This window comes from Streptomyces sp. NRRL B-3229 (genome assembly GCF_000719505.1).
GTDB lineage: Bacteria > Actinomycetota > Actinomycetes > Streptomycetales > Streptomycetaceae > Streptomyces > Streptomyces griseorubiginosus.
Genome location: NZ_JOGP01000013.1, coordinates 36,232 through 58,308, shown reverse-complemented (window position 1 = coordinate 58,308; position 22,077 = coordinate 36,232). Strand labels below are relative to the sequence as shown.

The window sequence follows — 22,077 nt, the reverse complement described above, 5'->3', positions numbered from 1 at the left end:
GACTGCGCCACGTTGCGCGTCCTCCGGTTGTGCCGTACCGCACCCACCCCAAAACGGGCGCGCTTTCCGGACATTGACGAACGAATGCCGGGCCGCTTGCTGCGGTACAACGGTCGGCCAGCCTACCGCGCGCAGTACGACAACAGGATCACGGGGACGGCGAACCGGGTCAGACCGTACGGTCCGGAAGGACCCCGCTGAGCAGGAACGCAACGCTCCGCTCCGTCTCCGTCCAGGCCCTGGTGTCGAGTTCGACGGACTGGAGGAGGGCGCACTCGACGCGGTAGCCGTGTTCGGTGAGGTCCCGGCCGACGAGTTCGGCCTCGTCGCGGGTGGCCGCGTGGGCGACGATCCGCTGCGGTCGGCGGTCGGCGACCGCGGAGACCACGGCCACTCCCCCGCCCCCGACGCGGACGACGTCGGGTTCGGGGAGGTTCTCCAGGACGTGCGGGGCGGTGCCGGCGACGATCTGGACCTGGAGTCCGAAGGCACGGGCGTTGGCCTCGGTGCGTTCACAGGCCCTGAGGTCGCGGTCGACGGCGATGACGGCGGCTCCTGCCCGGGCGGCCTCGGTGGCGAAGGCGCCGCTGCCGCAGCCGATGTCCCACACCAGGTCGCCGACGCGCGGTCCTAGCCGGGCGAGTTGGGCCGCGCGGAGCGGTTCCAGTTCGCCTTCGCCCATGAGGCCGCCGTAGGACTCGGCGGGCAGCGTCCAGCCGCGCGGTGCGGCGGCCGGGTCACGGCCGGCGATCCAGCCGCCGTCCGGCGTCACGGGGGCCGTGCCGCCGATGACGATGACGATGTTCGGGTCGCGCCAGGTGTGGTCGGCGGCCTTGTCGGAGGTGACGACGGTGACCTGTTCGCGGTCGGTGCCGAGTTCCTCGCAGATGACGAAGGTGCGGTGGACGCCGTCCATCAGCAGGCCGAGCTCGGCGGGGCCGGCTCCGGGTGAGGTGAGGACGGCGACCTTGGTGTGGGCGCGGCACACGTTCACCGCGCGGCGCAGGGTGCGGCGGTGCGCGACGACCACCTGGGCGTCGTCCCAGGGCATCCCGGCGCGGGCGAAGGCGGCGGCGACCGAGGAGACACCGGGGACGACCTCGACCTCCAGGCCGAACTCGGGTGCGCGCAGGGTCCGTACGACGCCGAAGAAGCCGGGGTCGCCGTCGGCGAGGACGACCGCGGTACCACGGTGGCCGGTGATGCGGCGGGCGGCGAGGGCGACGCTGCCGAGGCGGATGCGTTCGGCGTTGGGGGGCACCTCGGGAAGTGCCAGGTGGTGGGCGGCGCCCGCCACGAGGGTGGCCGCGCCGAGGGCGGAGCGTGCCGCGGCGGTCAGCGGCGAGCCGTCCCAGCCGATCACCGTGACCCGGTCGGCCATCGTGTCTCAGTCTCCAGGAATATGCGCAGGTGTTCGTCGGGAGGTTACCCCGTCGGACGGGGAAGCGCTTTCGCCGAACTCGGTCAGTTCCAGTCCGAGTAGGGCGTGAAGCCGTCCGCGTCGGCCATCTGCTCGCCCGCGCCGTCGAGGTCCTCGGGCAGCAGGCTCCACACGATGAAGTCGGTGCGGACGTCGCTCCAGGTGCCGTCCTCGGCGCGGACGTGCGCTATGCAGGCGCCGCGCAGGACGCCCTCGCTGATACAGCCGATCTTCTGGGCGACCTGCTGGGAGGCGGTGTTGTCGGCCGCCGTGCGCAGCTCGATGCGCTCGAGCTTCTGGTCGGTGAACAGCCACTGGGCGGTGGCGAGCGCGGCCTCGGAGGCGTAGCCCTCGCCGCGGGCCCAGGGGGCGATGATGTACGACAGCTCGGTGGAGCGGACATGCCAGTCGGTCTTGGCGAGCTGGACGATGCCGACCAGGCGCTGGGTGAGGAACTCGGTGACGGCGAGGTCGAGTCCGCGGCCGGACTCCCGCTCGGTGGGCGCGTACCGGGTGATCCAGCCGCGCGCCTGCTCCTCGGAGTAGGGCTGCGGGACGTCGGTCCAGGCCCCGACCTGCTCGTCGTTCATCATCTCGGCCAGCGCGGGCACGTCGTCCTCGTCGAGGGGGCGCAGCACCAACCGCTCCGTGCTGATGGAGATGTTGGGGAAGGTGCCTGTCATGCGCCGCTCCGTAACCGTCGGAAACCTCAGGGCTTGCCTCAGTGTCTGCCTCAGTGCCTGCTGAACTGCCCAGCATGCAGCATCAGAGCACCGCACCGCATCACGGGGTCCACACATGGTGAGCGAGTGGACCCCGTGCGTGGCGATACGTCGTATACGCGCCGGGCGGCCCTGCGGAGGTCAGAAGGACGCGATGACTGAACCGGCGTACTTGTCCTGGATGAACTTCTTGACCTCGGGCGAGGTGAGCAGCTCGGCGAGCTTCTTCACGCGCGGGTCGTCCTGGTTGCCCTCCTTCACCGCGAGGAAGTTGCCGTAGGGGTTGTTCTTCGCGGACTCCAGGACCAGGGCGTCCTTGGCGGGCTTGAGGTCGGCCTCGATGGCGTAGTTGCCGTTGACGACCGCGGCGTCGACGTCGTCGAGGGAGCGCGGGGTCTGGGCCGCCTCCAGCTCCTTGAACTTGAGGTTCTTCGGGTTCTTGGTGATGTCGGAGGGGGTGGCCTCGTTGCCCACGCCGTCCTTGAGGGTGATCAGGCCGTTGGCGGCGAGCAGCTTGAGGGCGCGGGCCTCGTTCACGCTGTCGTTCGGGACGGCGATCGTGGCGCCGCTCTTGAGGGCGTCGGCGCTCTTGACCTTGTGGGAGTAGAGGCCGAGCGGCTCCAGGTGGACCGTGACGACGGGCGCGATGTGGGTGCCGCGCTTCTTGTTGAAGTCGTCGAGGTACGGCTGGTTCTGGAAGTAGTTGGCGTCGACCGAGCCGTCCTCGGTGGCCGTGTTGGGGGTCACGTAGTCCGTGAACTCCTTGACCTCCAGGTCGAGGCCCGCCTTCTTCGCCAGGTTCTCCTTGACGTAGTTCAGGATCTCGGCGTGCGGGGTGGGGCTCGCGGCGACGACGAGGGGGCCGCTGGTGTCCGAGGCGGAGCCCGAGCCGGACGAACCGCAGGCGCTGAGCCCGAAGGTGAGGGCTCCGGCGGCGAGCGCGGCGGTGGTGAGCTTTACGGTGTTACGCACGAAAAGTGCCTTTCCTTTTGGGTGCAGCGATCCCGTGATGGGGTGCACGGGACGAACAGGGGTCGGCTCAAACGGTCTTGGTGTCCGCCGTGGCCGCCTTCAGCAGCCGCAGCTTCGGCGCCGGTCCGGAGCGTCCGCCCCGGCGGTGCAGCGAGCGGGCCGCGTAGTCGCCGGCGAACTGGATGAGCGAGATGACGACGGCGAGGATCGCGACCGTGATCCACATGAGCTGAGTCTCGAAACGCTGGTAGCCGTACCGGATGGCGATGTCGCCCAGGCCGCCGGCGCCGACCGTGCCGGCCATCGCGGAATAGCCGATCAACGCGACGATCGTGGTGGTGGTGCTGGCGATCAGCGAGGGCAGCGCCTCCGGGACGAGGACCTTGCGGACGATGGTCCAGGTGTTGCCGCCCATCGACTGCACGGCCTCGACCAGTCCGCCGTCCACTTCGCGGACCGCCGTCTCGACGAGGCGTGCGAAGAACGGGATGGCGCCGATGGCGAGCGGCACGATGGCCGCCTCGCGGCCGATGGTCGTCCCGGTGAGGGAGCGGGTGAAGCCCATGAGCGCGACCATCAGGATGATGAACGGCATCGAGCGGGCGACGTTCACGACCTGCCCGATCACCTTGTTCGCGACGACGTTCTGGAGGAGTCCGCCCCGGTCGGTGAGGACGAGGAGCACACCGAGCGGAAGGCCGCCCACGACGGCGATGACCGTGGACCAGCCGACCATGTAGAGGGTGTCCCAACACGCCTGCTCCAGCAGGGGCTGCATCTCGGACCACGTCACTTGGCACCTTCCTTCACCAGCTGGGACTCACCGACGACGTCGATCTGGAGGCCCTTTTCCCGCAGGAAGCCGACCGGTACGACGTTGTCCTCGTAGCGGCCGGGCAGTTCGATGCGCATCCGGCCGACCTGGAGGCCGCCGACGGTGTCGATGGCCGCGCCGAGGATCGAGATGTCGATGTTGTAGGTGCGGGACAGCTGGGAGATGACGGGCTGGGTGGCCGCCTCGCCGTGGAAGGTGACGTCGAGGACGGTGCGGTCCTCGCCGGTCGCCTCGCCGCCCACGGGGAAGAGCGCGGAGGCGAGTTCGGAGCCGGGGGTGGCGAGCAGTTCGCTCACCGTCCCGGACTCGACGATGCGCCCGTTCTCCATCAGGGCGGCCGAGTCGCAGATCGACTTCACGACGTCCATCTCGTGGGTGATGAGCAGCACGGTCAGCCCGAGCTGCCGGTTCAGGTCGCGCAGCAGCTGGAGGATCGAGCGGGTGGTCTCCGGGTCGAGCGCGCTGGTCGCCTCGTCGGACAGCAGCACCTTGGGGTCGCCGGCGAGGGCGCGGGCGATGCCGACGCGCTGCTTCTGACCGCCGGAGAGCTGGGCGGGGTACGCCTTGGCCTTGTCGGCGAGCCCGACCAGGTCCAGCAGTTCGAGTGCCTTGCGGGAGCGCTCCTTGCCGGAGGTGCCGAGGATCTCGAGCGGCAGCTCGACGTTGTCCTGGACGGTCCGGGTGGAGAGCAGGTTGAAGTGCTGGAAGACCATGCCGATCCGGCTGCGCGCCTGCCGCAGTTCCCGGCCGGCCCGCGGTCCGCGCCCGGCGAGGGCGGTGAGGTCCCGCCCGGCGACGGTCACGGTGCCGGCGGTGGGGCGCTCCAGCAGGTTGACGCAGCGGATGAGCGAGGACTTGCCGGCGCCGGACTGGCCGATGACGCCGTACACCTCGCCTTCGCGGACATGGAGATCGACGCCGTCCAGGGCGGTGACCTCACGGCCGCGCGAGCGGTAGACCTTCGTGAGGCCTGATGTCGTGATCACTGGGTTTCCATCACTGTCGAGTAGCGCAGGGCGTGGGTGTGCCCTGGTACGGGAGGAAGTCGTGCGCGGGCACAGGGGTCACGTACGGGATGTTCACGGCGTACGGACGTGCCGGGGCGGCTCGCTTCGGGGCGCGAGGCTCACAGGGGTGGTGCGGGGGCCCTCTAACAGGCGCGCATTCGACACATACAACGAGCACCGGGCGTCAGGGTCGCCTCGGTCGCAAGGGTGCGGCAGCTCGTCGTGGTCATGCGATCAGTAAAGCAGAAGTACGGTCCTGACAAAGCGCCGCTGTCCACATGCTGGACAGCGGCGGACAGGTCAGTGGCGCGGGGCGATCTCCACTCCGCCGGACGTCACCAGCGCGGACAGGGCCGACAGGTTCTCGACCACGAGATCGGCGTCCAGTTCGTGGGACGCGTGGGTTGTGGTCAACGCCACGGTGGTCATTCCGGCGGCGCGTCCTGCCCGCAGGCCGGCGGGGGCGTCCTCGAAGACGACGCAGCGGGCCGGGTCCACACCGAGCTCCCTGGCGGCGAGCAGGTAGGGCTCGGGGTCGGGCTTGCCGCGGCTGACGTCGTCGGCGGCGATCAGCGTCTTGGGGAGGATGCCGACGGCTTCGAGACGGGCCTCGGCGAGCCGGCGGGTGGCGGAGGTGACGACGGCCCAGCGGTGCGGGGGCAGCGAGCCGAGGAGGTCCCTGGTCCCGGGGAGCAGATGGACACCCCCGTTCGGCACGTCCTCCACCTCCAGTTGCTCGATCCGGGCGAGAGCCTGCGGCACCACGTCGGCGGGAAGCAGTTCGGCGGCTATCTCGACGGCCGGACGCCCGTGCAGTTCGACCCGGGCGAAGGCCTCGGGGGTGATGCCGAACTCCTCGGCCCAGCGCGTCCAGCAGCGGTGGACGGATTCGAGGGAGGAGACGAGGGTTCCGTCGTTGTCGAACAGAAGGGCTTCGGCATGGATCTTCATGGCTTCGACCCTACGGTGCCGGGCGGGGGCGGCCGCATCAGGTCTTTTGGGCCGTAATAGGCTCGCCGCATGTTTGATGCCCTGACGCTGGTGACCGGCGTCGCCGCGCTGCTGCTGGCCGCCTGGTGCGGCTGGGCCGCGTACCGAGATCAGCCGACCAAGGACTGGCACTTCATCGGGATGGCCGCGGTGTCGGTGCTGGCGCTGGTCCAGCTGGTGATCGGGATCGTGCAGCTCGCGCGGGGCGAGAAGCCGGAGCAGGGCACGACGATCTTCGTCGCCTATCTGCTGGGGGCGTTCGCGTGTGTGCCGGCGGCGGGGTTCATGTCGCTCGCGGAGCGGACGCGGTGGGGGTCGGTGACGGTTGCCGCCGGCGGGGTGGTGCTGGCCGTTCTGGAGGTGCGGCTCTATGACATCTGGGGAGGCTGAGGTGACTCGGCGGCGGAGCTTGGCCAGCGGACCGGGGACGCTTCTCGTGTGGCTGTACGGCGTGATGGTCGTCGGAGCGGTGTCGAGGTCGGCGTACCAGATCTCCACCGAGTTCGACCGGGCGCCGCTGGCGTATTCGCTGTCCGCGGTGGCGGGGGTCGTGTACGGATTCATCACGTACACGCTGGTTCGGGGCGGAGAGACGGCTCGCAAGGTGGCGCTCGCGTGCTGTGGTGCCGAGTTGGTGGGGGTGCTGACCGTCGGCACGTGGACGTTGATCGAGCCGTCCGCGTTTCCGGATGCGACCGTGTGGTCGGACTTCGGGATGGGGTATCTGTTCATCCCCGTGCTGCTGCCGCTTTCCGCCATCTACTGGTTGCGGAAGGGTGCGCCCACGAAGGATGCCGCCTGAGGTCGAGTGGCGGCATCCGGCCCATCGTGGCTGGTCGCGCAGTTCCCCGCGCCCCTGGGTGGGTGATCAGGCCGTCGCTGCGTATGTACCGGCCGGCTTCTCCAGGACGATCATCGGTACCCCGTCCTCGCCCTCCGACGTGCCGACCGTCTGGTAGCCGACCTTGCGGTACAGGCGGAGGTTGCCCTCGCTGCGGTGGCCGGTGTGGAGGCGGAAACTGGTGGCACCCCGCTGCTCGGCCAGGGCCGACTCGGCCGCCCGCAGGAGACGGGCCCCGATGCCGTGGCCCTGGAGGCGGGGGTGGACGCAGAGTTTGCCGATGGCGGCCGAGCCGTCCTCGGTGACGCGACCGCGGACCGAGCCGACCACCTCGTCGCCCAGGCGGGCCACGAAGACGCAGTCCGAAGCCACCTCCGCACGGACCGAGTCCAGGGTCTGGACGAGCGGGTCGATGCGGTAGTTGCCGTACAGCGCCGCCTCGCTCTGGAAGCACAGGTACTGCAGCCTGAAGATCTGCTCCGCGTCCTGCTCGGCCGCCGCAGAGATGGTCACGCTCATGCCCATGTGCGCACGCCTCCCGCTCACCTGATCGCCTGTTGTCCCCCACTCCTATCCCCGTGTTCGGCGTGTCGCAACCTCCGGTGCAAGCAGTCGTCGTAGACATCCCAGGCATCTGGAACGTTCCGGACCGAGACTGCCCTGTGAGATACCCAACTCCCCCGCGATCTCCCGGTACGTGAGGTCCTTCGGGGAGAGGAGGGCGGCCAGGAGAGAGGGGCATCGACCGGGCAGCCGGCGGACCGCGTCATGGACGGCCCTCCGGCGGGCCGCGGCGAGGGTGAGCTGCTCGGGGGTGTGGTCGTCGTCGGCCACGGGCTCGGTGTCGTAGGGCCGTTCGAGACGGGTCGTACGACGGCTGCGGCGGGACTCGGAGCGGACGGCCCGGCGGAGCCAGCCGGGCGGGTCGAGAGGCGGGCCCTGGGTCTCCAGGTGTTCCAGGAGTCGGACCCAGACCGCCTGCTCGAGGTCACCCGGTTCCGTACCGGTGGCATGTGCCTCCGCGGATGCCTCGGCGGTGAGCAGCGGGCGCAGGGTGGTGACCAAGTCGTGCGTCATATGCGGTACGACACGGCCGCCCGGGTCGTGGGTTGCCCGGGCGGCCGTAAGTCACCCCCATCGGGGGCTGGTGTCTCAGCCGTTGACGAAGTCCTGGCGGGCCAGGACGCCGGTGTCGGCGTTGTCGGTGAAGACGCCGTCGATGCCGGTGGCGAAGTACCGCTGGAAGGCGCCGAAGACGTCTCCGTAGGCGTCCGGGTCGCTGCCCTTGCGGTACTCGGCGGGCAGGAAGGGGTTCTCGTTGCGCATGGTGTAGGGGTGCAGGATCAGCCCGACCTTGTGGGCGTCGGCGACCAGGGTGGTCTCCTTGTCGAGGCTGCCGTCCGCCTTCTTCGTGATCACGAGGTCCAGAGTCGGGCCGATGCCCTGGGCGTAGCCGGCGATCTCCCTGAGGCCCTTGGGGGTGATCAGGTCGGCGACCGTGCGCGGGTCACCGGTCTCGACGAAGTCGAAGGGGCGGGTGTTCGCCGCGGACAGGAGCACGACGAGGGGGTTGTCGACGAGCTTGTTCAGGCGCTGGATGCTGGTGGGCTCGAAGGACTGGAGGATGACCGGGGAGTTGCGCCGGTCCTTGCGGTGCTTGTGGAGGAGCTTGGCGACCCGCTCCTCGAGGCCCAGGCCGAGCTTGCGGAAGTAGGTGGGGTGCTTGGTCTCGGGGTAGATCCAGACCTGCTTGCCGCGCCTGCGGGTCTGCTCGTCCTGCCACCTGAGGACTTCCTCGAAGGTGGGGATCTCCCAGCGGCCGTCGTAGAGCGTGTTGTGCGGGCGGTTGGCCGGAATGCGCTCGATCGCGCGGAGCGTCTTCAGTTCGGCGAGCGTGAAGTCCTCGGTGAACCAGCCGGTGACGGAGACGCCGTCGAGGACCTTGGTCGTCCTGCGGTCGGCGAACTCCTTGTGGTCGGCGACGTCGGTCGTGCCGCCGATCTCCGGCTCGTGACGGCAGACCAGGTGGCCGTCCCTAGTCGGGACGAGGTCGCCGGCCTCGACGATGTCGGCGCCCAGGTCGAGGGCGAGCTGGTAGGAGCCGAAGGTGTGCTCGGGGCGGTAGCCGCTGGCGCCCCGGTGGCCGATGATCGTCGGTACGGGAAGGCTGTTCAGCCCGCCGCCCCTGCCGTACCCGGCGGCTCCCCCGGCCGCCGCTCTCGCCGTACCCGACAGGCCCAGGACCGCTCCCCCGGCGCCGAGCATCGCGGCTCCGAGAAGCGCCCGTCGTCCGGTGCCGTCCGTGTGCGCGTCCTGCGATCCCATGTGGACCCCTTCTTCCGTCGCCTCTTCGATGCGGGCCGATCGTAGGTCGGCCTCCGTGACGGACGGGAGACCTGCGGCGGAACACGCGGGTGACGCGGGATGTCGCATGGGAACAGACGTCTGACAACCCGTCGGCATCGGGGCAGGGAGCCGGGATACGCGTCCGTCGGGGGGATGTGCGTCACATCGTTCCGACCGGGTTTCCGGCAGGCAACGCGACCTCGCCGCAGGTAAACGAGCGTCAACAATGCGTAAGACCTCGGTGAACCCGCGGTGCTCGATGTGCACGATTCCCCGAGCCGCGAGTAATGTCCTCACCTGCACAGACTCATACAGTTTCCTTGGCCGTTCTCTTGACATCGGAGGGCCCGTTGTCCCGCTTCGTGTTCATCAAGGCAGTGCTCGGACCGATCATGCGCCTGATGTTCCGCCCGCAGGTGGAGGGCGCGGAGCACATCCCGGGCGACGGTCCCGTCATCCTCGCCGGCAACCACCTCACCTTCATCGACTCGATGATCCTTCCGCTGGTGTGCGACCGGCAGGTGTTCTTCATCGGCAAGGACGAGTACGTCACGGGCACGTCGCTCAAGGGCCGCCTCATGGCCTGGTTCTTCACCGGGGTCGGCATGATCCCCGTGGACCGCGACGGTGGCCGCGGTGGCGTGGCCGCGCTGATGACGGGCCGACGGGTCCTGGAGGAGGGGAAGATCTTCGGCATCTACCCCGAGGGGACCCGGTCGCCCGACGGCCGGCTGTACCGGGGCCGTACCGGGATCGCCCGGCTGACCCTGATGACGGGCGCGCCCGTCGTGCCTTTCGCGATGATCGGCACGGACAAGTTGCAGCCGGGCGGTTCGGGGATGCCGCGTCCTGGGCGGGTCACCGTGCGGTTCGGTGAGGCGATGGAGTTCTCCCGCTATGACGGGATGGACCGGGACCGGTACGTGCTGCGGGCTGTGACGGACTCCGTGATGGCCGAGGTCATGCGGTTGTCGGGGCAGGAGTACGTGGACATGTATGCGACGAAGGCGAAGGCCGCGTAAGGGTTCGTTGTCGGGTGCGGGTGCGTGGGGGGGTTCTCGCGCAGTTCCCCGCGCACCTAAAAGCCCAACCGTTGGTCGCGAAGCATGAACCACGCTGCGATCGCCGTTGCCAGCAGGACCGCTGCTCCGGCTCCCGCTCCGATCGCAAGACCGTCCACGAAGGACTCCCTCGCTGACGACAGCATCTCCTGAGCGGTGCTCGTCGGCATCGCCGAAGCCGCCTCCACCGCGCCGCCCAACGACTCGTGCGCACCCTCAGGCGTGCCTGCGGGCGCCGTGAAGCCTCGGTACACGCCCGTCACGATCGAGCCCAGTACCGCGATGCCCAGAGCCGCACCCAGTTCGTACGCCGTCTCCGAGACCGCCGAGGCCGCGCCCGCCTGGTCCTTCGGGACGCTCGACAGGATCACGTCGGCCGTCACCGTGAACGAGAAGCCCGCGCCCACACCCACGACCAGCAGGGCCGCACCCAGGACCGGGTAGCCCGTGGACTCGTCGAGCACGGTCAGGGACGCCAGGGCCAGGCCGATGGCCGCGAGGCCGCCCGAGACCACCGCGCGCACCGAGTAGCGGCGGGCCGTCGCTCCGGCCACCAAACCGGCCGCCACCGCACCCACCGCTGCCGGGAGTTCGGCCAGACCCGCCTCCAACGGGGGCCTTTCCTGGACGAGTTGCAGGTACTGGGAGAGGAAGAAGACCAGGCCGGAGAGGCCGAGGATGGTCAGCAGGTCGGCCAGGACGGCTCCGCTGAAGCCGCGGTTGCGGAAGAGCCGCATGTCGAGGAGCGGGGTCGGCAGGGTCAACTGGCGGCGCACGAAGGCGTAGAGGGCCGCCGCGCCCAGGAGGCCCGCGGCGATCGGCTCCCCGGTGACGCCGTGGGAAGCGGCCTCCTTGACCGCGTAGACGACGGCGATCATGCCGACCAGGGACAGGACGACGCTGATCATGTCCCAGGGACCCGGGTTCGGGTTGCGGGACTCCGGCAGCAGCTTGATGCCGACGAGGACCAGGACCGCCATCACCGGCAGGTTGATCAGGAAGACCGAGCCCCACCAGAAGTGTTCGAGGAGGAAGCCGCCCACGATGGGGCCGACCGCCGTACCGGCGGACGCGGTCGCGCCCCAGATGCCGACGGCGAGGCTGCGCTCGCGCGGGTCGTGGAAGATGTTGCGGATCAGGGCCAGGGTGGCGGGCATGAGGGTCGCGCCGGCGACGCCGAGCAGGGCCCGGGCCAGGATCATCAACTCCGGTGTCGTCGCATAGGCGTTGAGGACGGACATCGCGCCGAACGCCGTCGCGCCGAGCAGCAGGATCCGCTTGCGGCCGATCCTGTCGCCCAGGCTGCCCATCGAGACGAGCAGGCCCGCGATGACGAAGGAGTAGACGTCGCCGATCCACAGGAGCTGGGTGCCGGTCGGCTCCAGGTCCTCGCTGATGTAGGGGGTCGCGAGACCGAGGACGGTCGCGTCGACGGCCACCAGCAGCACGGCGAGCACCAGGACGGACAGCGCGAGCCACCGGCCCGGCCGCTGCACCGCCTCGGTCGTGGTCGCCGGCCGCAGGGTGCTGGTCATGATTCCTCTCTCCGTAGTGCGCCGCCGAGCAGCAGCTCGGTGATCATGTGGGTGAAGTCCTTGGGGGCGACGCGGCCCGCCTGGGTGGCCCAGGCGCACGAGGCGACCAGACCGTAGAGCGCCTCGGTGAGCCAGACCGGGCTGAGGTCGATGCGGAACTCGCCGCTCTGCTGGCCGCGCACGAACACCGAGGCGATCCGCAGGTCCAGACGGGACCAGGGGTCGCTGCCGCCGTCCTCCCACAGTTCGTTCTCGCCGTAGAGGAAGGCCAGCAGGCCGGCGACGGGCTCGATCTCGTGGACGAGCCTGCCGACGGCCTCGCTGGCGGGCCCCTCGTCGAGGCGGGCGGCGTCGAGCGCCGCCTCGCACTCTGCGATGCCGTGCTCCTCCAGCGCCTTCACCAGAGCGTCCCGTCCGGCGAAGTGGCGGTGCAGGGTGGCCCGGCTGATCCCGGCGGCCTTCGCGACCTCGTCCATGGTCGCGGTGGATTTGCGGGTCAGCAGGGCCGCGGCACTGCGCAGCACGTGGTCACGATCGACAGCCATGAGACAAGAATACCTCGCATGAGACGTTTGTGTCTCATGCGAGGTACGGAGGTCTCATCTACGTCGACCGGAGCCGGATTTCTCTCAGTGCCAGGGCAGCTGCCCGCGCCGCTGCCAGTAGGCCTGCGGCTCCTCCGCCAGCTGTGCGAGCCGGGACAGCTGTTCGTCGTCCAGGTCGACCACGGCGGCGTGGAGGTTGGAGGCGAGCTGACTCGTCGTGGCCGCGCCGGACAGGACCACTCCGGCCCAGGGCTGCCGGAGGACGAGCGCGAGGGCCACCGAGTCACAGCCGAGCGCCGTCTCCTCGGCGACGGCCTTCAGGACGTCCGGCGCGTGGGGTGCGGCGAGCCTGCCGTTGGCCATGCCCTCCTTGACGATCACCGTGAGTCCGGCGTCGTGGGCCTCGGCCAGGGCGGGGGCGGCCGAGGTCTCCAGCGCGTTGTACGTCGACTGGACCGTACGGAAGAGGGGTTCGCCGCCGACCGTCACCTCCAGCGCGGCGCGGATCGCGTCCGCCTGGGCGGGGCCGCTGGTCGAGAAGCCGATGGTGGTGCCGCCGGCCGCCGCCTCCGCGAGCCTCGCGTGGAGTTCCTTGTCGGTGAGGGCCGGGCTGTCCGGGGTCACCGAGTGGATCTGGTAGAGGTCCAGGTGGTCGCCGAGGAGTTCGGCGGACTCGGCGCGCTGACGGTCGTACGTCCGGACGCTGTGGTCCTTGACCTCGTGCTTCTCGGCGTCGGTGGTCCAGCCGGCGGTGTAGGTGTAGCCCCACTTGCTGCCGATGACCACGTCGTTTCGGCCGGGATTGTTCTGGAGCCAGGTTGCGAGGAACTCCTCGCTGCGGCCGGCGGCCGTAGGAGCGGGCCACGTCGAAGTAGCGGACGCCTTGGAAGTAGGCGGCGTCGAGGAGTTCGTGCGTGCGGGCTCGCAGCGTCTCGACGCTCCGGTCGTCTCCCAGGTCTTCGTCTCGGCCCAGGTTGATGTAGCCGGGGCGGCCTACCGCGGCGAGGCCGAGGCCGATGTGGGAGGTGGGGGTGGTTGCTGTGGCGAGGCGGGCGAAGGGCATGCCGCCAACGTAACGCGGGATGCCCTTCGCTTCAGGGGGTGGGTTGTGCGGGTGTTTCGGCGGGTGCGGGTCCTTTGCGGCCGGTCGCGCCCACGCGGCGGAGCCGCACATCGATACAGTCCCGCGCCCCTAGCTGCGTTCTGCCCACCGGTGTTGAGCTGCCAGGTCCCTCTTCACTTCCGCCAGCTGTACCGCCACCGCGCTCGGGGCCGTGCCGCCCCTGCCGTTGCGGGAGGCCAGGGCGCCGGGGACGTTGAGGACCGAGCGGACCTCCGGGGTCAGGTGGGCGCTGATCTTCGCGAACTGCTCGTCCGTCAGGTCGTTCAGTTCCTTGCCCTCGGCCTCGGCGGCCTTGACGCACTCGCCGGCGACCTCGTGGGCGACCCGGAAGGGCACGCCCTGCTTGACCAGCCACTCGGCGATGTCGGTGGCGAGGGAGAAGCCGGCCGGAGCCAGTTCCTCCATGCGCTCCCGGTTGACCGTGAGGGTGGCCATCATGCCGGTGAAGGCGGGGAGCAGGACCTCCAGCTGGTCGCAGGAGTCGAAGACCGGCTCCTTGTCCTCCTGGAGGTCGCGGTTGTAGGCGAGGGGCAGGGCCTTCAGGGTGGCCATGAGGCCCGTCAGGTTGCCGATCATGCGGCCGGACTTGCCCCGGGCCAGCTCCGCGATGTCCGGGTTCTTCTTCTGCGGCATGATCGACGAGCCCGTGGAGAAGGCGTCGTGCAGGGTCACGAAGGAGAACTCCTTCGTGTTCCAGATGATGATCTCCTCGGCGATCCGGGAGAGGTTGACGCCGATCATCGCGGTGATGAAGGCGAACTCCGCGACGAAGTCACGGGAGGCCGTGCCGTCGATGGAGTTGCCGACGGAGCCGTGCTCGAAGCCGAGGTCCTTCGCCACCGCCTCCGGGTCGAGGCCGAGGGAGGAGCCTGCGAGCGCTCCCGAGCCGTACGGCGAGACCGCCGTGCGCTCGTCCCACTGGCGCAGCCGCTCCGCGTCCCGGGACAGGGACTGGACGTGGGCCAGGACGTGGTGGGCGAACAGCACCGGCTGGGCGTGCTGGAGGTGGGTGCGGCCGGGCATCGCCACGTCCGGGTGGGCCTCCGCGAGACCGACCAGTGCGTCCTGGAGCTCGGCGATCAGGCCGCCGATGATCCGGGCGTGGTCCCGCAGGTACATGCGGAAGAGGGTCGCGATCTGGTCGTTGCGGGAGCGGCCTGCGCGCAGCTTGCCGCCGAGGTCGGGGCCGACGCGCTCCAGCAGGCCCCGCTCCAGGGCGGTGTGGCAGTCCTCGTCGGCGATGGTGCCCACGAAGGAGCCGTCGGCCACGTCGGCCTCCAGCTGGTCGAGTCCGGCGAGCATGCGCTGGAGTTCGTCCTCGCTCAGCAGACCCGCCTTGTGCAGCACGCGCGCGTGGGCCCGCGAACCGGCGATGTCGTAGGGCGCGAGCCGCCAGTCGAAGTGGACGGACGCGGACAGCTTGGCCAGGGCCTCGGCGGGGCCGTCGGCGAAACGACCGCCCCAGAGCCGGACGTCACCGCTGTTGCTGCTCACTTGCGTTGCTCCTCACCGCTGCACTCAACGTTATGCATGATTATGCAGAGCTCTGCATGATTCGTCAATTCGGGACCGAGGGGCGGAGAATTTGCGGTCCCTTTGAACACCTGAAACCGCTTGCCCGTACTTCACGCCGAACGCAGGCGCCGCGTTTGTCAACGAAGACCACTCCCGACCCCGAGTGAGGCATCCGCATGTCCAGGGCTCTTCCGAAGTACAACCAGCGCCGCGTGGCGATCATCGGTGGCGCCGCCGCCGTGGCACTGACCGGCGCGATCGTCGCCGGTACCGCCCTCGCCGGGGAGACCTCCAAGAGCGGCAGCACCACCACCTGCTCCAGACCCAGATCGACGAGGCCAACAAGCGCCTCGTCGACACCGTCGGACAGGGCGGCCCCAACTTCGTCAACAACGCCATCCTCGGCCCGCTGAAGGACAAGCGCGTGGCCACGGTCAACCGCATCGCCACGGCCATCGGCCGTACCGCGGCCAAGCCGCAGGGCCTGGACGCGCTCGCGCCCTGCACGCTGAACGGCGCCGGCGCGGCGGGCGCCAACAACGGCAACGCGAACGCCAACGCGGGTGGCAACGCCAACGCCGGCAAGGGGACTGCTCCAGACCCAGATCGACGAGGCCAACAAGCGCCTCGTCGACACCGTCGGACAGGGCGGCCCCAACTTCGTCAACAACGCCATCCTCGGCCCGCTGGCCGACAAGCGGAAGTCGACCATCGACCGCATCGCCATCTCCATCGGCCGTACCGCGGCGAAGCCCCAGGGCCTCGACTCCCTGGCCGCCTGCACGCTCACCAAGTGACGTGACAGGCGCTGTGGCCGCCCCGTGTGAGCGCCGGCCGGGGCGGCCACGGGCACGTCCGCGCAAGTGGACGCCCGAATTCCTTAGACAGGCAAAAGGTTTGCACCCATAATGCTTAGACATGGGAAAGACCTATGAGCGCATAGACGGCCGGCTGCGCACCTTCATCGAGGCGCAGCCCCTCTTCTTCACCGCGACCGCCCCGCTCTCCGGCGAGGGCACGGTCAACCTCTCCCCCAAGGGTCTGCGCGGCTCCTTCGTGGTCCTCGACGAACTCACCCTGGCCTACCTCGACTTCGCCGGATCCAACGCCGAGACGATCGCGCATCTGCGGGAGAACGGCCGGATCACCCTGATGTGGTGCGCGTTCCAGGGACCGCCGAACATCGTGCGGGTGCACGGACGCGGTGAGCCCGTCTTCCGGGACGACCCGCGCTTCACGGACCTGCTCTCCCACTTCCCGGACATCGACCCGACCCGGCACGGCCTGCGGGCGATCGTCGTCGTGACGGCCGAGGTGGTCCGGGACTCCTGCGGCTACGCGGTGCCCTACATGTCGTACGACGGCGACCGCGAGCTGCACGGCAAGCGCTTCGCGCGCGAGGACGACGACTCCCTGAGTGCGTACTTCGCCAAGAAGGAGCACATCGCCACGAGCCTGGACGGGCTCCCCGGACTGCCGCTGCCGTTGCCGCCCTCCACGGTGTGACCCGTTGGCACCTTCCACGGTCTGACGTTCACCCGCTCCTGAGCCGGACCGTGAACGTCGTCGATCCCGGCCCGCTCTCCACGGTCACCTCTCCCCCGTGCGCCTCGACCACCGCGGCCACGATCGACAGACCGAGCCCCGCGCCGCCGGTGGGGGCCTTGGTGCTGCGGTCGGCCCGGGTGAAGCGCTCGAAGACGCCCGGCCGGATGTCGTCCGGGATGCCGGGGCCGTCGTCGTGGACCGTCAGCGTGGCCGTGGTGCCGTCGGTCTCCAGGGCAACCGTCACCTTGGTGCCCGCCGGGGTGTGCAGACGGGCGTTGGCCAGCAGGTTGGCCAGGACCTGGTGGAGGCGGTGTTCGTCGCCCGTCACCGTGACCGGGTCCTCGGGGAGGTCCAGCTCCCAGCGGTGACCGGAACCGGTGGCCCGCGCGTCCGAGAGGGCGTCGAGGACCAGCCGGGTGAGGTCGACGGGGGCGGACTCCAGGGGACGGCCCGCGTCCAGGCGGGCCAGCAGGAGCAGGTCGTCGACCATCGCGCCCATGCGGGTGGACTCGGCGGCGATGCGTTCCAGGGCCCGGGTGACCTCGGGCGGGACCGGGCCGGGGTGCAGCAGGGCGAGTTCGGCGTGACCGCGCACCGAGGCGACCGGGGTGCGCAGTTCGTGGCTGGCGTCGGCGGCGAAGCTGCGCAGTCGCTCCTCACTCGCGTGCCGTTTGGTCAGGGCGTCCTCGACATGGCCGAGCATGCGGTTGAAGGCGCCCGCGACCCGGCCCACCTCACTGCGCGGGTCGGACTCGGGGGCCCGGGGCGGCAGGGCCACCTCCCCGCTGGCCAGCGGGAGTTCGCTGACCCGGGTGGCGGTCGCGGCGACCCGGCTGAGCGGGCGCAGGGCCCAGCGCACCCACAGGGCGCCAGCGACGCCGGTGGCGGTGAGGGCGGCTCCGAAGACGATCCCGGCGACCAGAACGAGGCGGTGGACGGTGGCCTCGACGGGCTCCAGGGGCAGGCCGGTGACCAGAACGTCGCCGTCCAGGCCGTGGGAGGCGAGCATGCGGTAGTCGTCCAGCGCGGAGAGGTCGACGCTGTGGCCCCGGCCGTCGGCCGGGATCGCGGCGAGCCGGGCGCGGTCGGCGGCGGTGAGGTCGACGTTCAGGGTGCCGGCGGAGCGGACCACCGCCGCGTTGGTGACGCTGCCGTCCACCAGCCGGGCGCCGAAGGTGCCGGTGGCCTGCCTCCGGGTGTCGCCGTGCTCGTCGCCGTCGTGGTCGTCCTTCACCGGTTGCCCCCGGTGCTCCAGGCTCACCGCGAACCTGTTCCCGGCCTCCGCCAGCTGCTCGTCGAGGCGGCTGGTGAGGAAGCCCCGCAGGCCGAGCACCGCGGCGCCGCCGACCGCGGCACAGCTGACCGCCAGCAGCACCACGAGGCCGAGGGTGAGCCGGGCCCGCAGGGTGTGCGGCCACGGGATCCTCACGACGTCACCGGTTTGAGCACGTAGCCCGCCCCGCGCACGGTGTGGATCATCGGTTCGCGGCCCGCGTCCACCTTTCTGCGCAGGTAGGAGATGTACAGCTCGACGACGTGGGCGCGGCCCCCGAAGTCGTAGGACCAGACCCGGTCGAGGATCTGCGTCTTGCTGAGCACCCGCCGCGGGTTGCGCATGAGGAAGCGCAGCAGCTCGAACTCGGTCGGGGACAGTTCGATCAGCTCGCCGCCGCGGGTGACCTCACGGGCCTCCTCGTCCATGACCAGGTCGCCGACGGTCAGCCGCGGGCCCTCGTCCAGCTGGCGGGCCATGCCCGCGCGGCGCAGCAGTCCGCGCAGCCGGGCGACCACCTCCTCCAGGCTGAACGGCTTGGTGACGTAGTCGTCGCCGCCCGCCGTGATGCCCTTGATGCGGTCCTCGACGGCGTCCCGGGCGGTCAGGAAGAGCACGCAGACGTCCGCCTTCACGGTGTGCAGGTCCCGCAGGACGGCGAAGCCGTCGGTGTCCGGGAGCATCACGTCCAGGACCACGGCGTCCGGCAGCAGCTCCCGGGCGGCGGCCACCGCCGAGGCGCCGTCCCCGGCCGTGCGGATCTGCCAGCCCTCGTAGCGCAGGGCGCCGGAGAGTACCTCGGCGAGGTCCGGGTCGTCATCGACGACGAGGACGCGCAGCGGGGTGCCGTCGGGGCGGGTGAGGGCGGGGCGGCCGGAGCGGGTCGTGTTCATGGCCTCTCCAGGATCTCCCCCGGCGCGCGAGTCGGACAGCGCGGGATGCTCTGAGTTTCCTCTGAGTGGGCTCAGCGCGTGCCCGTTCAGAGGGTCCTCAGAGGTTGCCCTCGCACAGTGGTGCCAGGACAGGCGAAAGGACACCCCTATGACCACCGTGTACGAGCGGCGGGCCGCACCGGCCGTGGCGCCGCCCGCGCGACGATCACCCGCGGGTGTCGTACTGGCCCTGCTCTGGGCGGGGGCGGCGGCCGTGCTCGCCCTGTGGTGGACGGACACCGGGTCCGTGGTCGGTACGGCCGGGTGGCTGACCGGGGCCGGGCGGATCGCCGGGCTGCTGTGCGGGTACGCCTGTGCGGTGCTGGTCGGGCTGATGGCACGGGTCCCGCTGCTGGAGCGGCGGGTCGGCTCGGACCGGGTGGCCCGGTGGCACGCGATGGCCGGCCGGTACACCGTCTGCCTGCTGCTCGCGCACGTCGGGCTGATCCTCGCCGGGTACGCGGCCCAGGACGGCGCCTCGCTGTGGCACGAGACGCTCACGGTGGTCCTCGACTATCCGGAGATGCTCAAGGCCACCGCCGGTACGGTGATCCTCCTCGCCGTCGGCGTCACCTCGGCGCGGGCGGTGCGTCGCCGCACCAGCCACGAGTTCTGGTACTACGTCCACCTCCTCACCTACGCGGCCGTGTTCCTCTCCTTCGGCCACCAGCTGGCCCTCGGCAACGACTTCAACGGAAACACGGCGGCGACCGCGGCCTGGTACGCGCTGTACCTGGGCGTCGCCGCGCTGGTGCTGTGGTTCCGGATCCTCGCCCCGGTGCGGCTGAACCTGCGGCACCGGCTGCGCGTGGAGTCCGTGCACCGGGAGGCGCCCGGCGTGTACTCAGTCGTGGTGCACGGCCGCCGCCTGGACGAACTGGGCGCGCAGGCGGGGCAGTTCTTCCGCTGGCGGTTCCTCGGGGAGGGCATGGGATGGACCTCGACGCCGTACTCCCTGTCGGCGCCGCCCCGCCGTGACCGCATGCGGATCACCGTCAAGGCACTGGGCGACCACAGTACGGCCGTCGCACTGCTGCGGCCGGGCACCCGGGTGTGGGCGGAGGGGCCGTACGGCTCGCTGACCGGGGACCGGCAGTCCTCGCCCAGGTCGCTGCTCGTGGCCGCCGGTGTCGGCATCACCCCGATGCGGGCCCTGTTCGAGACCCTCCCGGGCGAGGTCACCTTGCTCTACCGGGCCCGCACCGCCGAGGACCTGGCCCTCGGGGGCGAGCTGGAGGCCCTGGCCCGCTGGCGCGGCGCGAAGGTGCTGTACGCGCTCAACGGACCGGACGGCCGCCGCCCGGATCTGAGCGCCCGCGCCCTGCGGTCCGCCGTCCCGGACCTCGCGGGTCACGACGTCTACATCTGCGGCCCGCACGGCTTCGCCCGGGACCTGTACGAGGAACTACGGGCCGCCGGGGTCCCGGACAGCCGGATCCACCACGAGTCGTTCGAACTCTGAGACCTGTGAGGCCGTAGAAGTGCACGCGCTGAAGAAGAACCGTCCGCTGCGCCGGATCGTGCTGGCGAGCGCCGCCACCGTCTCCGGGATGGTGATGCTGCTGTCGCTGAAGCCGCATGCCTCGCCACAGGCCGCCCTGGCGCTGCCCGCGCCCTCGGGCAGCGCGAGCGCGTCGAGCGGCAGTGGCTCGGCCACCACCGGCACGAAGACCGTCACCGGCGACACGATCCAGACCCGCTGGGGTCCGGTCCAGGTCCGCGTCACCATCAAGGACGGCAGGCTCACCGAGGTCACCGCGGTCAGCTACCCGACGGACAACCCGCGGGACCAGGAGATCAACAGCTACGCCCTGCCCCGGTTGCGGAGCGAGGCCCTCCAGGCCCAGAGCGCGGACATCGACACGGTCTCCGGGGCCACGTACACGAGCGACGGTTACCGCCAGTCACTCCAGTCCGCACTGGACTCGGCCGGCAGCTGAACACACCGGCGTCACGGCACGTATCCAAGGACCAAGGGACCACGCCCACCCCCCTTGCCCCCGTATCCGGAGGAAACGTGACCACGACGCTCGCAGGCGGCCGCGCCGCCCGCCGCCAGACGATGCGCCGCATCCGCCCGCGCCGTTCCCCGGCGACCGTCCTGCTGATCGCCGTATGGGCGGGCGCGGCCGGTGTGCTGTGGCTGTGGTGGCACAACACGCCGTCCGTGGCCGACGACAACAGCAAGATCCTCAACGCGGGCCGGATCACCGGTCTGCTGGCGGGCTATCTGATGGCGCTCGTGGTACTCCAGATGGCCCGGGTGCCCGCGCTGGAGCGCCGGGTGGGATCCGACCGGGTCGCCCGCTGGCACGCGATGACCGGCCGCTACACGCTCTGCCTGGTCGTCGCCCACGTCTTCCTGATCATGTGGGGCTACGCCCTCCAGGCGGGCAAGGGCCTCGGCGACATCGTCCAGCAGACGATGGACTCCATCAACCAGCTGCCGGACATGGGCAAGGCGGCCATCGGCACCGGTCTGCTGTTCCTCATCGGACTGATCTCGATCGGCGGGGTGCGCCGGCGGATTCCGTACGACACCTGGTACCACGTGCACCTGCTGACGTACGCGGCGGTCTTCCTGACCTTCTGGCACCAGCTGACCACCGGCAACGACTTCGCGGTCGAGCCGGTCGCCAAGACCGTCTGGTACGGGCTGTACGGCTCGGTCACCGCCCTGGTCGTCTGGTACCGCATCCTCACCCCGATCCGGCTGAACCTGCGGCACCGCATGTACGTCGAGGCGGTCATCGAGGAGACGCCCGGCGTGGTGTCGGTCCTGATCGGCGGGCGCAAGCTGCACCGGATGGGCGCGGAGGCGGGCCACTTCTTCCGCTGGCGGTTCCTCGCGCCGGGCATGCGGTTCAGCTCCCACCCCTACTCGCTGTCCGCGGCGCCCCGACCGGGCATGCTGCGGATCACGGTGAAGGCGATCGGCGACCACAGCGAACGGCTGCGCGAGCTGGAGCCGGGCACCAAGGTGTGGGCCGAGGGCCCCTACGGCGCCATGACCGCCCAGCGCCGCAGCCGCGGCAAGGTCCTGCTGGTGGCCGGCGGTGTCGGCATCACGCCGATGCGGGCCCTGTTCGAGACGCTGCCGGGCGCGGCAGGTGACATCACCCTCCTGTACCGGGCCAACACCACCCAGGACCTGGCCCTGTGGGACGAGCTCGCCGTCATCGCGGAGGAGCGCGGGGCCCGGCTGATGTACGCGGTCAACAGTCCGGACGGGGAGCGCCCGGACATCTCCGCGGAGTCCCTCCAGCGCAAGCTCCCCGACATCGACAAGCACGACGTGTTCATGTGCGGGCCGAACGGCTTCGCGCAGGCCGTGTACGAAGCACTGCGCGGGGCGGGTGTGCCCGCCCGCCGCATCCATCACGAGTCGTTCGAGATGTGAGCGACGGGAATC

At 70.5% G+C, this 22,077-nt stretch carries 21 protein-coding genes and 2 pseudogenes; 8 read left to right on the top strand and 15 right to left on the bottom strand.

The features are described 5' to 3' along the window. Nucleotides 1-169: 169 nt before the first annotated feature. The 6 genes from cbiE to IF54_RS0122185 form a co-directional block, all read right to left on the bottom strand. A complete protein-coding gene (cbiE, locus tag IF54_RS0122210) occupies nucleotides 170-1,381 on the bottom strand; it encodes a precorrin-6y C5,15-methyltransferase (decarboxylating) subunit CbiE (RefSeq protein WP_030321379.1) in 1,212 nt (403 codons plus the stop codon). A gap of 83 nt (nucleotides 1,382-1,464) precedes the next feature. After that, nucleotides 1,465-2,103: a GNAT family N-acetyltransferase gene (locus IF54_RS0122205; RefSeq protein ID WP_030321377.1), complete on the bottom strand. Its 639-nt coding sequence runs from the start codon at nucleotides 2,101-2,103 to the stop codon at nucleotides 1,465-1,467. A gap of 180 nt (nucleotides 2,104-2,283) precedes the next feature. After that, nucleotides 2,284-3,114, bottom strand: coding sequence for a MetQ/NlpA family ABC transporter substrate-binding protein (locus IF54_RS0122200; RefSeq protein WP_030321375.1), 831 nt, complete (start codon nucleotides 3,112-3,114; stop codon nucleotides 2,284-2,286). Between the two features lie 67 nt (nucleotides 3,115-3,181). Continuing rightward, nucleotides 3,182-3,907, bottom strand: coding sequence for a methionine ABC transporter permease (locus IF54_RS0122195; RefSeq protein WP_030321372.1), 726 nt, complete (start codon nucleotides 3,905-3,907; stop codon nucleotides 3,182-3,184). Further along, nucleotides 3,904-4,935 carry a methionine ABC transporter ATP-binding protein gene (locus IF54_RS0122190; protein ID WP_030321370.1) on the bottom strand — a complete coding sequence of 344 codons (1,032 nt, stop codon included), beginning with the start codon at nucleotides 4,933-4,935 and terminating at the stop codon, nucleotides 3,904-3,906. The genes IF54_RS0122195 and IF54_RS0122190 overlap by 4 nt, the downstream gene beginning before the upstream one ends. A gap of 321 nt (nucleotides 4,936-5,256) precedes the next feature. Beyond that, on the bottom strand, nucleotides 5,257-5,907 hold the full coding sequence (locus IF54_RS0122185) for an HAD family hydrolase (protein WP_030321368.1): 651 nt from the start codon (nucleotides 5,905-5,907) through the stop codon (nucleotides 5,257-5,259). A 69-nt stretch (nucleotides 5,908-5,976) separates the two neighbouring features. Here IF54_RS0122185 and IF54_RS0122180 point away from each other — a divergent pair, with 69 nt between their 5' ends. Together IF54_RS0122180 and IF54_RS0122175 are read left to right on the top strand one after the other, a co-directional pair. After that, entirely contained in the window at nucleotides 5,977-6,336 is a 360-nt protein-coding gene (locus IF54_RS0122180) for a hypothetical protein (RefSeq protein WP_030321366.1), read from the top strand. After that, the gene (locus IF54_RS0122175) at nucleotides 6,317-6,748 is read left to right on the top strand and encodes a hypothetical protein (protein ID WP_030321363.1); all 432 of its coding nucleotides are present in this window, start codon (nucleotides 6,317-6,319) and stop codon (nucleotides 6,746-6,748) included. Before IF54_RS0122180 ends, IF54_RS0122175 begins: the two co-directional genes overlap by 20 nt. Before the next feature lie 66 nt (nucleotides 6,749-6,814). Here IF54_RS0122175 and IF54_RS0122170 read toward each other — a convergent pair whose 3' ends face one another. From IF54_RS0122170 to IF54_RS0122160, 3 genes are all read right to left on the bottom strand, one after another. After that, nucleotides 6,815-7,312 (bottom strand): GNAT family N-acetyltransferase, encoded by a 498-nt coding sequence (locus IF54_RS0122170; protein WP_020138022.1) that lies wholly within the window; start codon nucleotides 7,310-7,312, stop codon nucleotides 6,815-6,817. Between the two features lie 45 nt (nucleotides 7,313-7,357). After that, entirely contained in the window at nucleotides 7,358-7,864 is a 507-nt protein-coding gene (locus tag IF54_RS0122165; protein ID WP_030321360.1) for a sigma-70 family RNA polymerase sigma factor, read from the bottom strand. A 75-nt stretch (nucleotides 7,865-7,939) separates the two neighbouring features. Further along, nucleotides 7,940-9,112 carry a glycerophosphodiester phosphodiesterase gene (locus tag IF54_RS0122160; protein WP_030321357.1) on the bottom strand — a complete coding sequence of 391 codons (1,173 nt, stop codon included), beginning with the start codon at nucleotides 9,110-9,112 and terminating at the stop codon, nucleotides 7,940-7,942. 371 nt (nucleotides 9,113-9,483) lie between these two features. Here IF54_RS0122160 and IF54_RS0122155 point away from each other — a divergent pair, with 371 nt between their 5' ends. Further along, nucleotides 9,484-10,155, top strand: a complete 672-nt coding sequence (locus IF54_RS0122155; RefSeq protein ID WP_030321356.1) for a lysophospholipid acyltransferase family protein — start codon at nucleotides 9,484-9,486, stop codon at nucleotides 10,153-10,155. Between the two features lie 56 nt (nucleotides 10,156-10,211). Here IF54_RS0122155 and IF54_RS0122150 read toward each other — a convergent pair whose 3' ends face one another. From IF54_RS0122150 to argH, 4 genes and pseudogenes are all read right to left on the bottom strand, one after another. Further along, entirely contained in the window at nucleotides 10,212-11,729 is a 1,518-nt protein-coding gene (locus IF54_RS0122150; RefSeq protein WP_030321352.1) for an MFS transporter, read from the bottom strand. After that, nucleotides 11,726-12,274, bottom strand: coding sequence for a TetR/AcrR family transcriptional regulator (locus tag IF54_RS0122145; protein ID WP_030321350.1), 549 nt, complete (start codon nucleotides 12,272-12,274; stop codon nucleotides 11,726-11,728). The genes IF54_RS0122150 and IF54_RS0122145 overlap by 4 nt, the downstream gene beginning before the upstream one ends. Before the next feature lie 84 nt (nucleotides 12,275-12,358). Continuing rightward, nucleotides 12,359-13,337, bottom strand: a pseudogene (locus tag IF54_RS39720) (aldo/keto reductase). Nucleotides 13,338-13,466: 129 nt separating this feature from the next. Continuing rightward, nucleotides 13,467-14,891 carry an argininosuccinate lyase gene (gene argH, locus IF54_RS0122135; RefSeq protein ID WP_030321348.1) on the bottom strand — a complete coding sequence of 475 codons (1,425 nt, stop codon included), beginning with the start codon at nucleotides 14,889-14,891 and terminating at the stop codon, nucleotides 13,467-13,469. A 197-nt stretch (nucleotides 14,892-15,088) separates the two neighbouring features. Here argH and IF54_RS39715 point away from each other — a divergent pair. Both IF54_RS39715 and IF54_RS0122125 read left to right on the top strand, forming a co-directional pair. Then, nucleotides 15,089-15,709: pseudogene (locus IF54_RS39715) on the top strand (hypothetical protein). Nucleotides 15,710-15,830: 121 nt separating this feature from the next. Continuing rightward, nucleotides 15,831-16,418 carry a pyridoxamine 5'-phosphate oxidase family protein gene (locus IF54_RS0122125; protein WP_030321345.1) on the top strand — a complete coding sequence of 196 codons (588 nt, stop codon included), beginning with the start codon at nucleotides 15,831-15,833 and terminating at the stop codon, nucleotides 16,416-16,418. 28 nt (nucleotides 16,419-16,446) lie between these two features. Here the strand turns inward: IF54_RS0122125 and IF54_RS0122120 are convergent, their stop codons facing one another. Together IF54_RS0122120 and IF54_RS0122115 are read right to left on the bottom strand one after the other, a co-directional pair. Further along, complete coding sequence (locus tag IF54_RS0122120; protein ID WP_030321343.1) at nucleotides 16,447-17,889, bottom strand: sensor histidine kinase; 1,443 nt, start codon at nucleotides 17,887-17,889, stop codon at nucleotides 16,447-16,449. Then, nucleotides 17,886-18,626 (bottom strand): response regulator transcription factor, encoded by a 741-nt coding sequence (locus tag IF54_RS0122115; protein ID WP_030321341.1) that lies wholly within the window; start codon nucleotides 18,624-18,626, stop codon nucleotides 17,886-17,888. The genes IF54_RS0122120 and IF54_RS0122115 overlap by 4 nt, the downstream gene beginning before the upstream one ends. Before the next feature lie 148 nt (nucleotides 18,627-18,774). Between IF54_RS0122115 and IF54_RS0122110 the strand changes: the two genes are divergently transcribed. The 3 genes from IF54_RS0122110 (at nucleotide 18,775) to IF54_RS0122100 (ending at nucleotide 22,065) form a co-directional block, all read left to right on the top strand. Next, entirely contained in the window at nucleotides 18,775-20,127 is a 1,353-nt protein-coding gene (locus IF54_RS0122110; protein WP_030321340.1) for a ferric reductase-like transmembrane domain-containing protein, read from the top strand. 19 nt (nucleotides 20,128-20,146) lie between these two features. Beyond that, on the top strand, nucleotides 20,147-20,605 hold the full coding sequence (locus IF54_RS0122105; RefSeq protein ID WP_030321339.1) for an FMN-binding protein: 459 nt from the start codon (nucleotides 20,147-20,149) through the stop codon (nucleotides 20,603-20,605). Nucleotides 20,606-20,682: 77 nt separating this feature from the next. Further along, complete coding sequence (locus IF54_RS0122100; RefSeq protein WP_030321336.1) at nucleotides 20,683-22,065, top strand: ferric reductase-like transmembrane domain-containing protein; 1,383 nt, start codon at nucleotides 20,683-20,685, stop codon at nucleotides 22,063-22,065. The last annotated feature ends 12 nt before the right edge of the window (nucleotides 22,066-22,077 follow it).

Excerpts from the sequence above, each read along its gene's own strand:
- cbiE (WP_030321379.1), bottom strand. The coding sequence starts at position 1,381 with ATGGCCGACCGGGTCACGGTGATCGGCTGGGACGGCTCGCCGCTGACC.
- IF54_RS0122205 (WP_030321377.1), bottom strand. The coding sequence starts at position 2,103 with ATGACAGGCACCTTCCCCAACATCTCCATCAGCACGGAGCGGTTGGTG.
- IF54_RS0122185 (WP_030321368.1), bottom strand. The coding sequence starts at position 5,907 with ATGAAGATCCATGCCGAAGCCCTTCTGTTCGACAACGACGGAACCCTC.
- IF54_RS0122180 (WP_030321366.1), top strand. The coding sequence starts at position 5,977 with ATGTTTGATGCCCTGACGCTGGTGACCGGCGTCGCCGCGCTGCTGCTG.
- IF54_RS0122175 (WP_030321363.1), top strand. The coding sequence starts at position 6,317 with ATGACATCTGGGGAGGCTGAGGTGACTCGGCGGCGGAGCTTGGCCAGC.
- IF54_RS0122170 (WP_020138022.1), bottom strand. The coding sequence starts at position 7,312 with ATGGGCATGAGCGTGACCATCTCTGCGGCGGCCGAGCAGGACGCGGAG.
- IF54_RS0122165 (WP_030321360.1), bottom strand. The coding sequence starts at position 7,864 with ATGACGCACGACTTGGTCACCACCCTGCGCCCGCTGCTCACCGCCGAG.
- IF54_RS0122160 (WP_030321357.1), bottom strand. The coding sequence starts at position 9,112 with ATGGGATCGCAGGACGCGCACACGGACGGCACCGGACGACGGGCGCTT.
- IF54_RS0122150 (WP_030321352.1), bottom strand. The coding sequence starts at position 11,729 with ATGACCAGCACCCTGCGGCCGGCGACCACGACCGAGGCGGTGCAGCGG.
- IF54_RS0122145 (WP_030321350.1), bottom strand. The coding sequence starts at position 12,274 with ATGGCTGTCGATCGTGACCACGTGCTGCGCAGTGCCGCGGCCCTGCTG.
- IF54_RS0122125 (WP_030321345.1), top strand. The coding sequence starts at position 15,831 with ATGGGAAAGACCTATGAGCGCATAGACGGCCGGCTGCGCACCTTCATC.
- IF54_RS0122115 (WP_030321341.1), bottom strand. The coding sequence starts at position 18,626 with ATGAACACGACCCGCTCCGGCCGCCCCGCCCTCACCCGCCCCGACGGC.
- IF54_RS0122110 (WP_030321340.1), top strand. The coding sequence starts at position 18,775 with ATGACCACCGTGTACGAGCGGCGGGCCGCACCGGCCGTGGCGCCGCCC.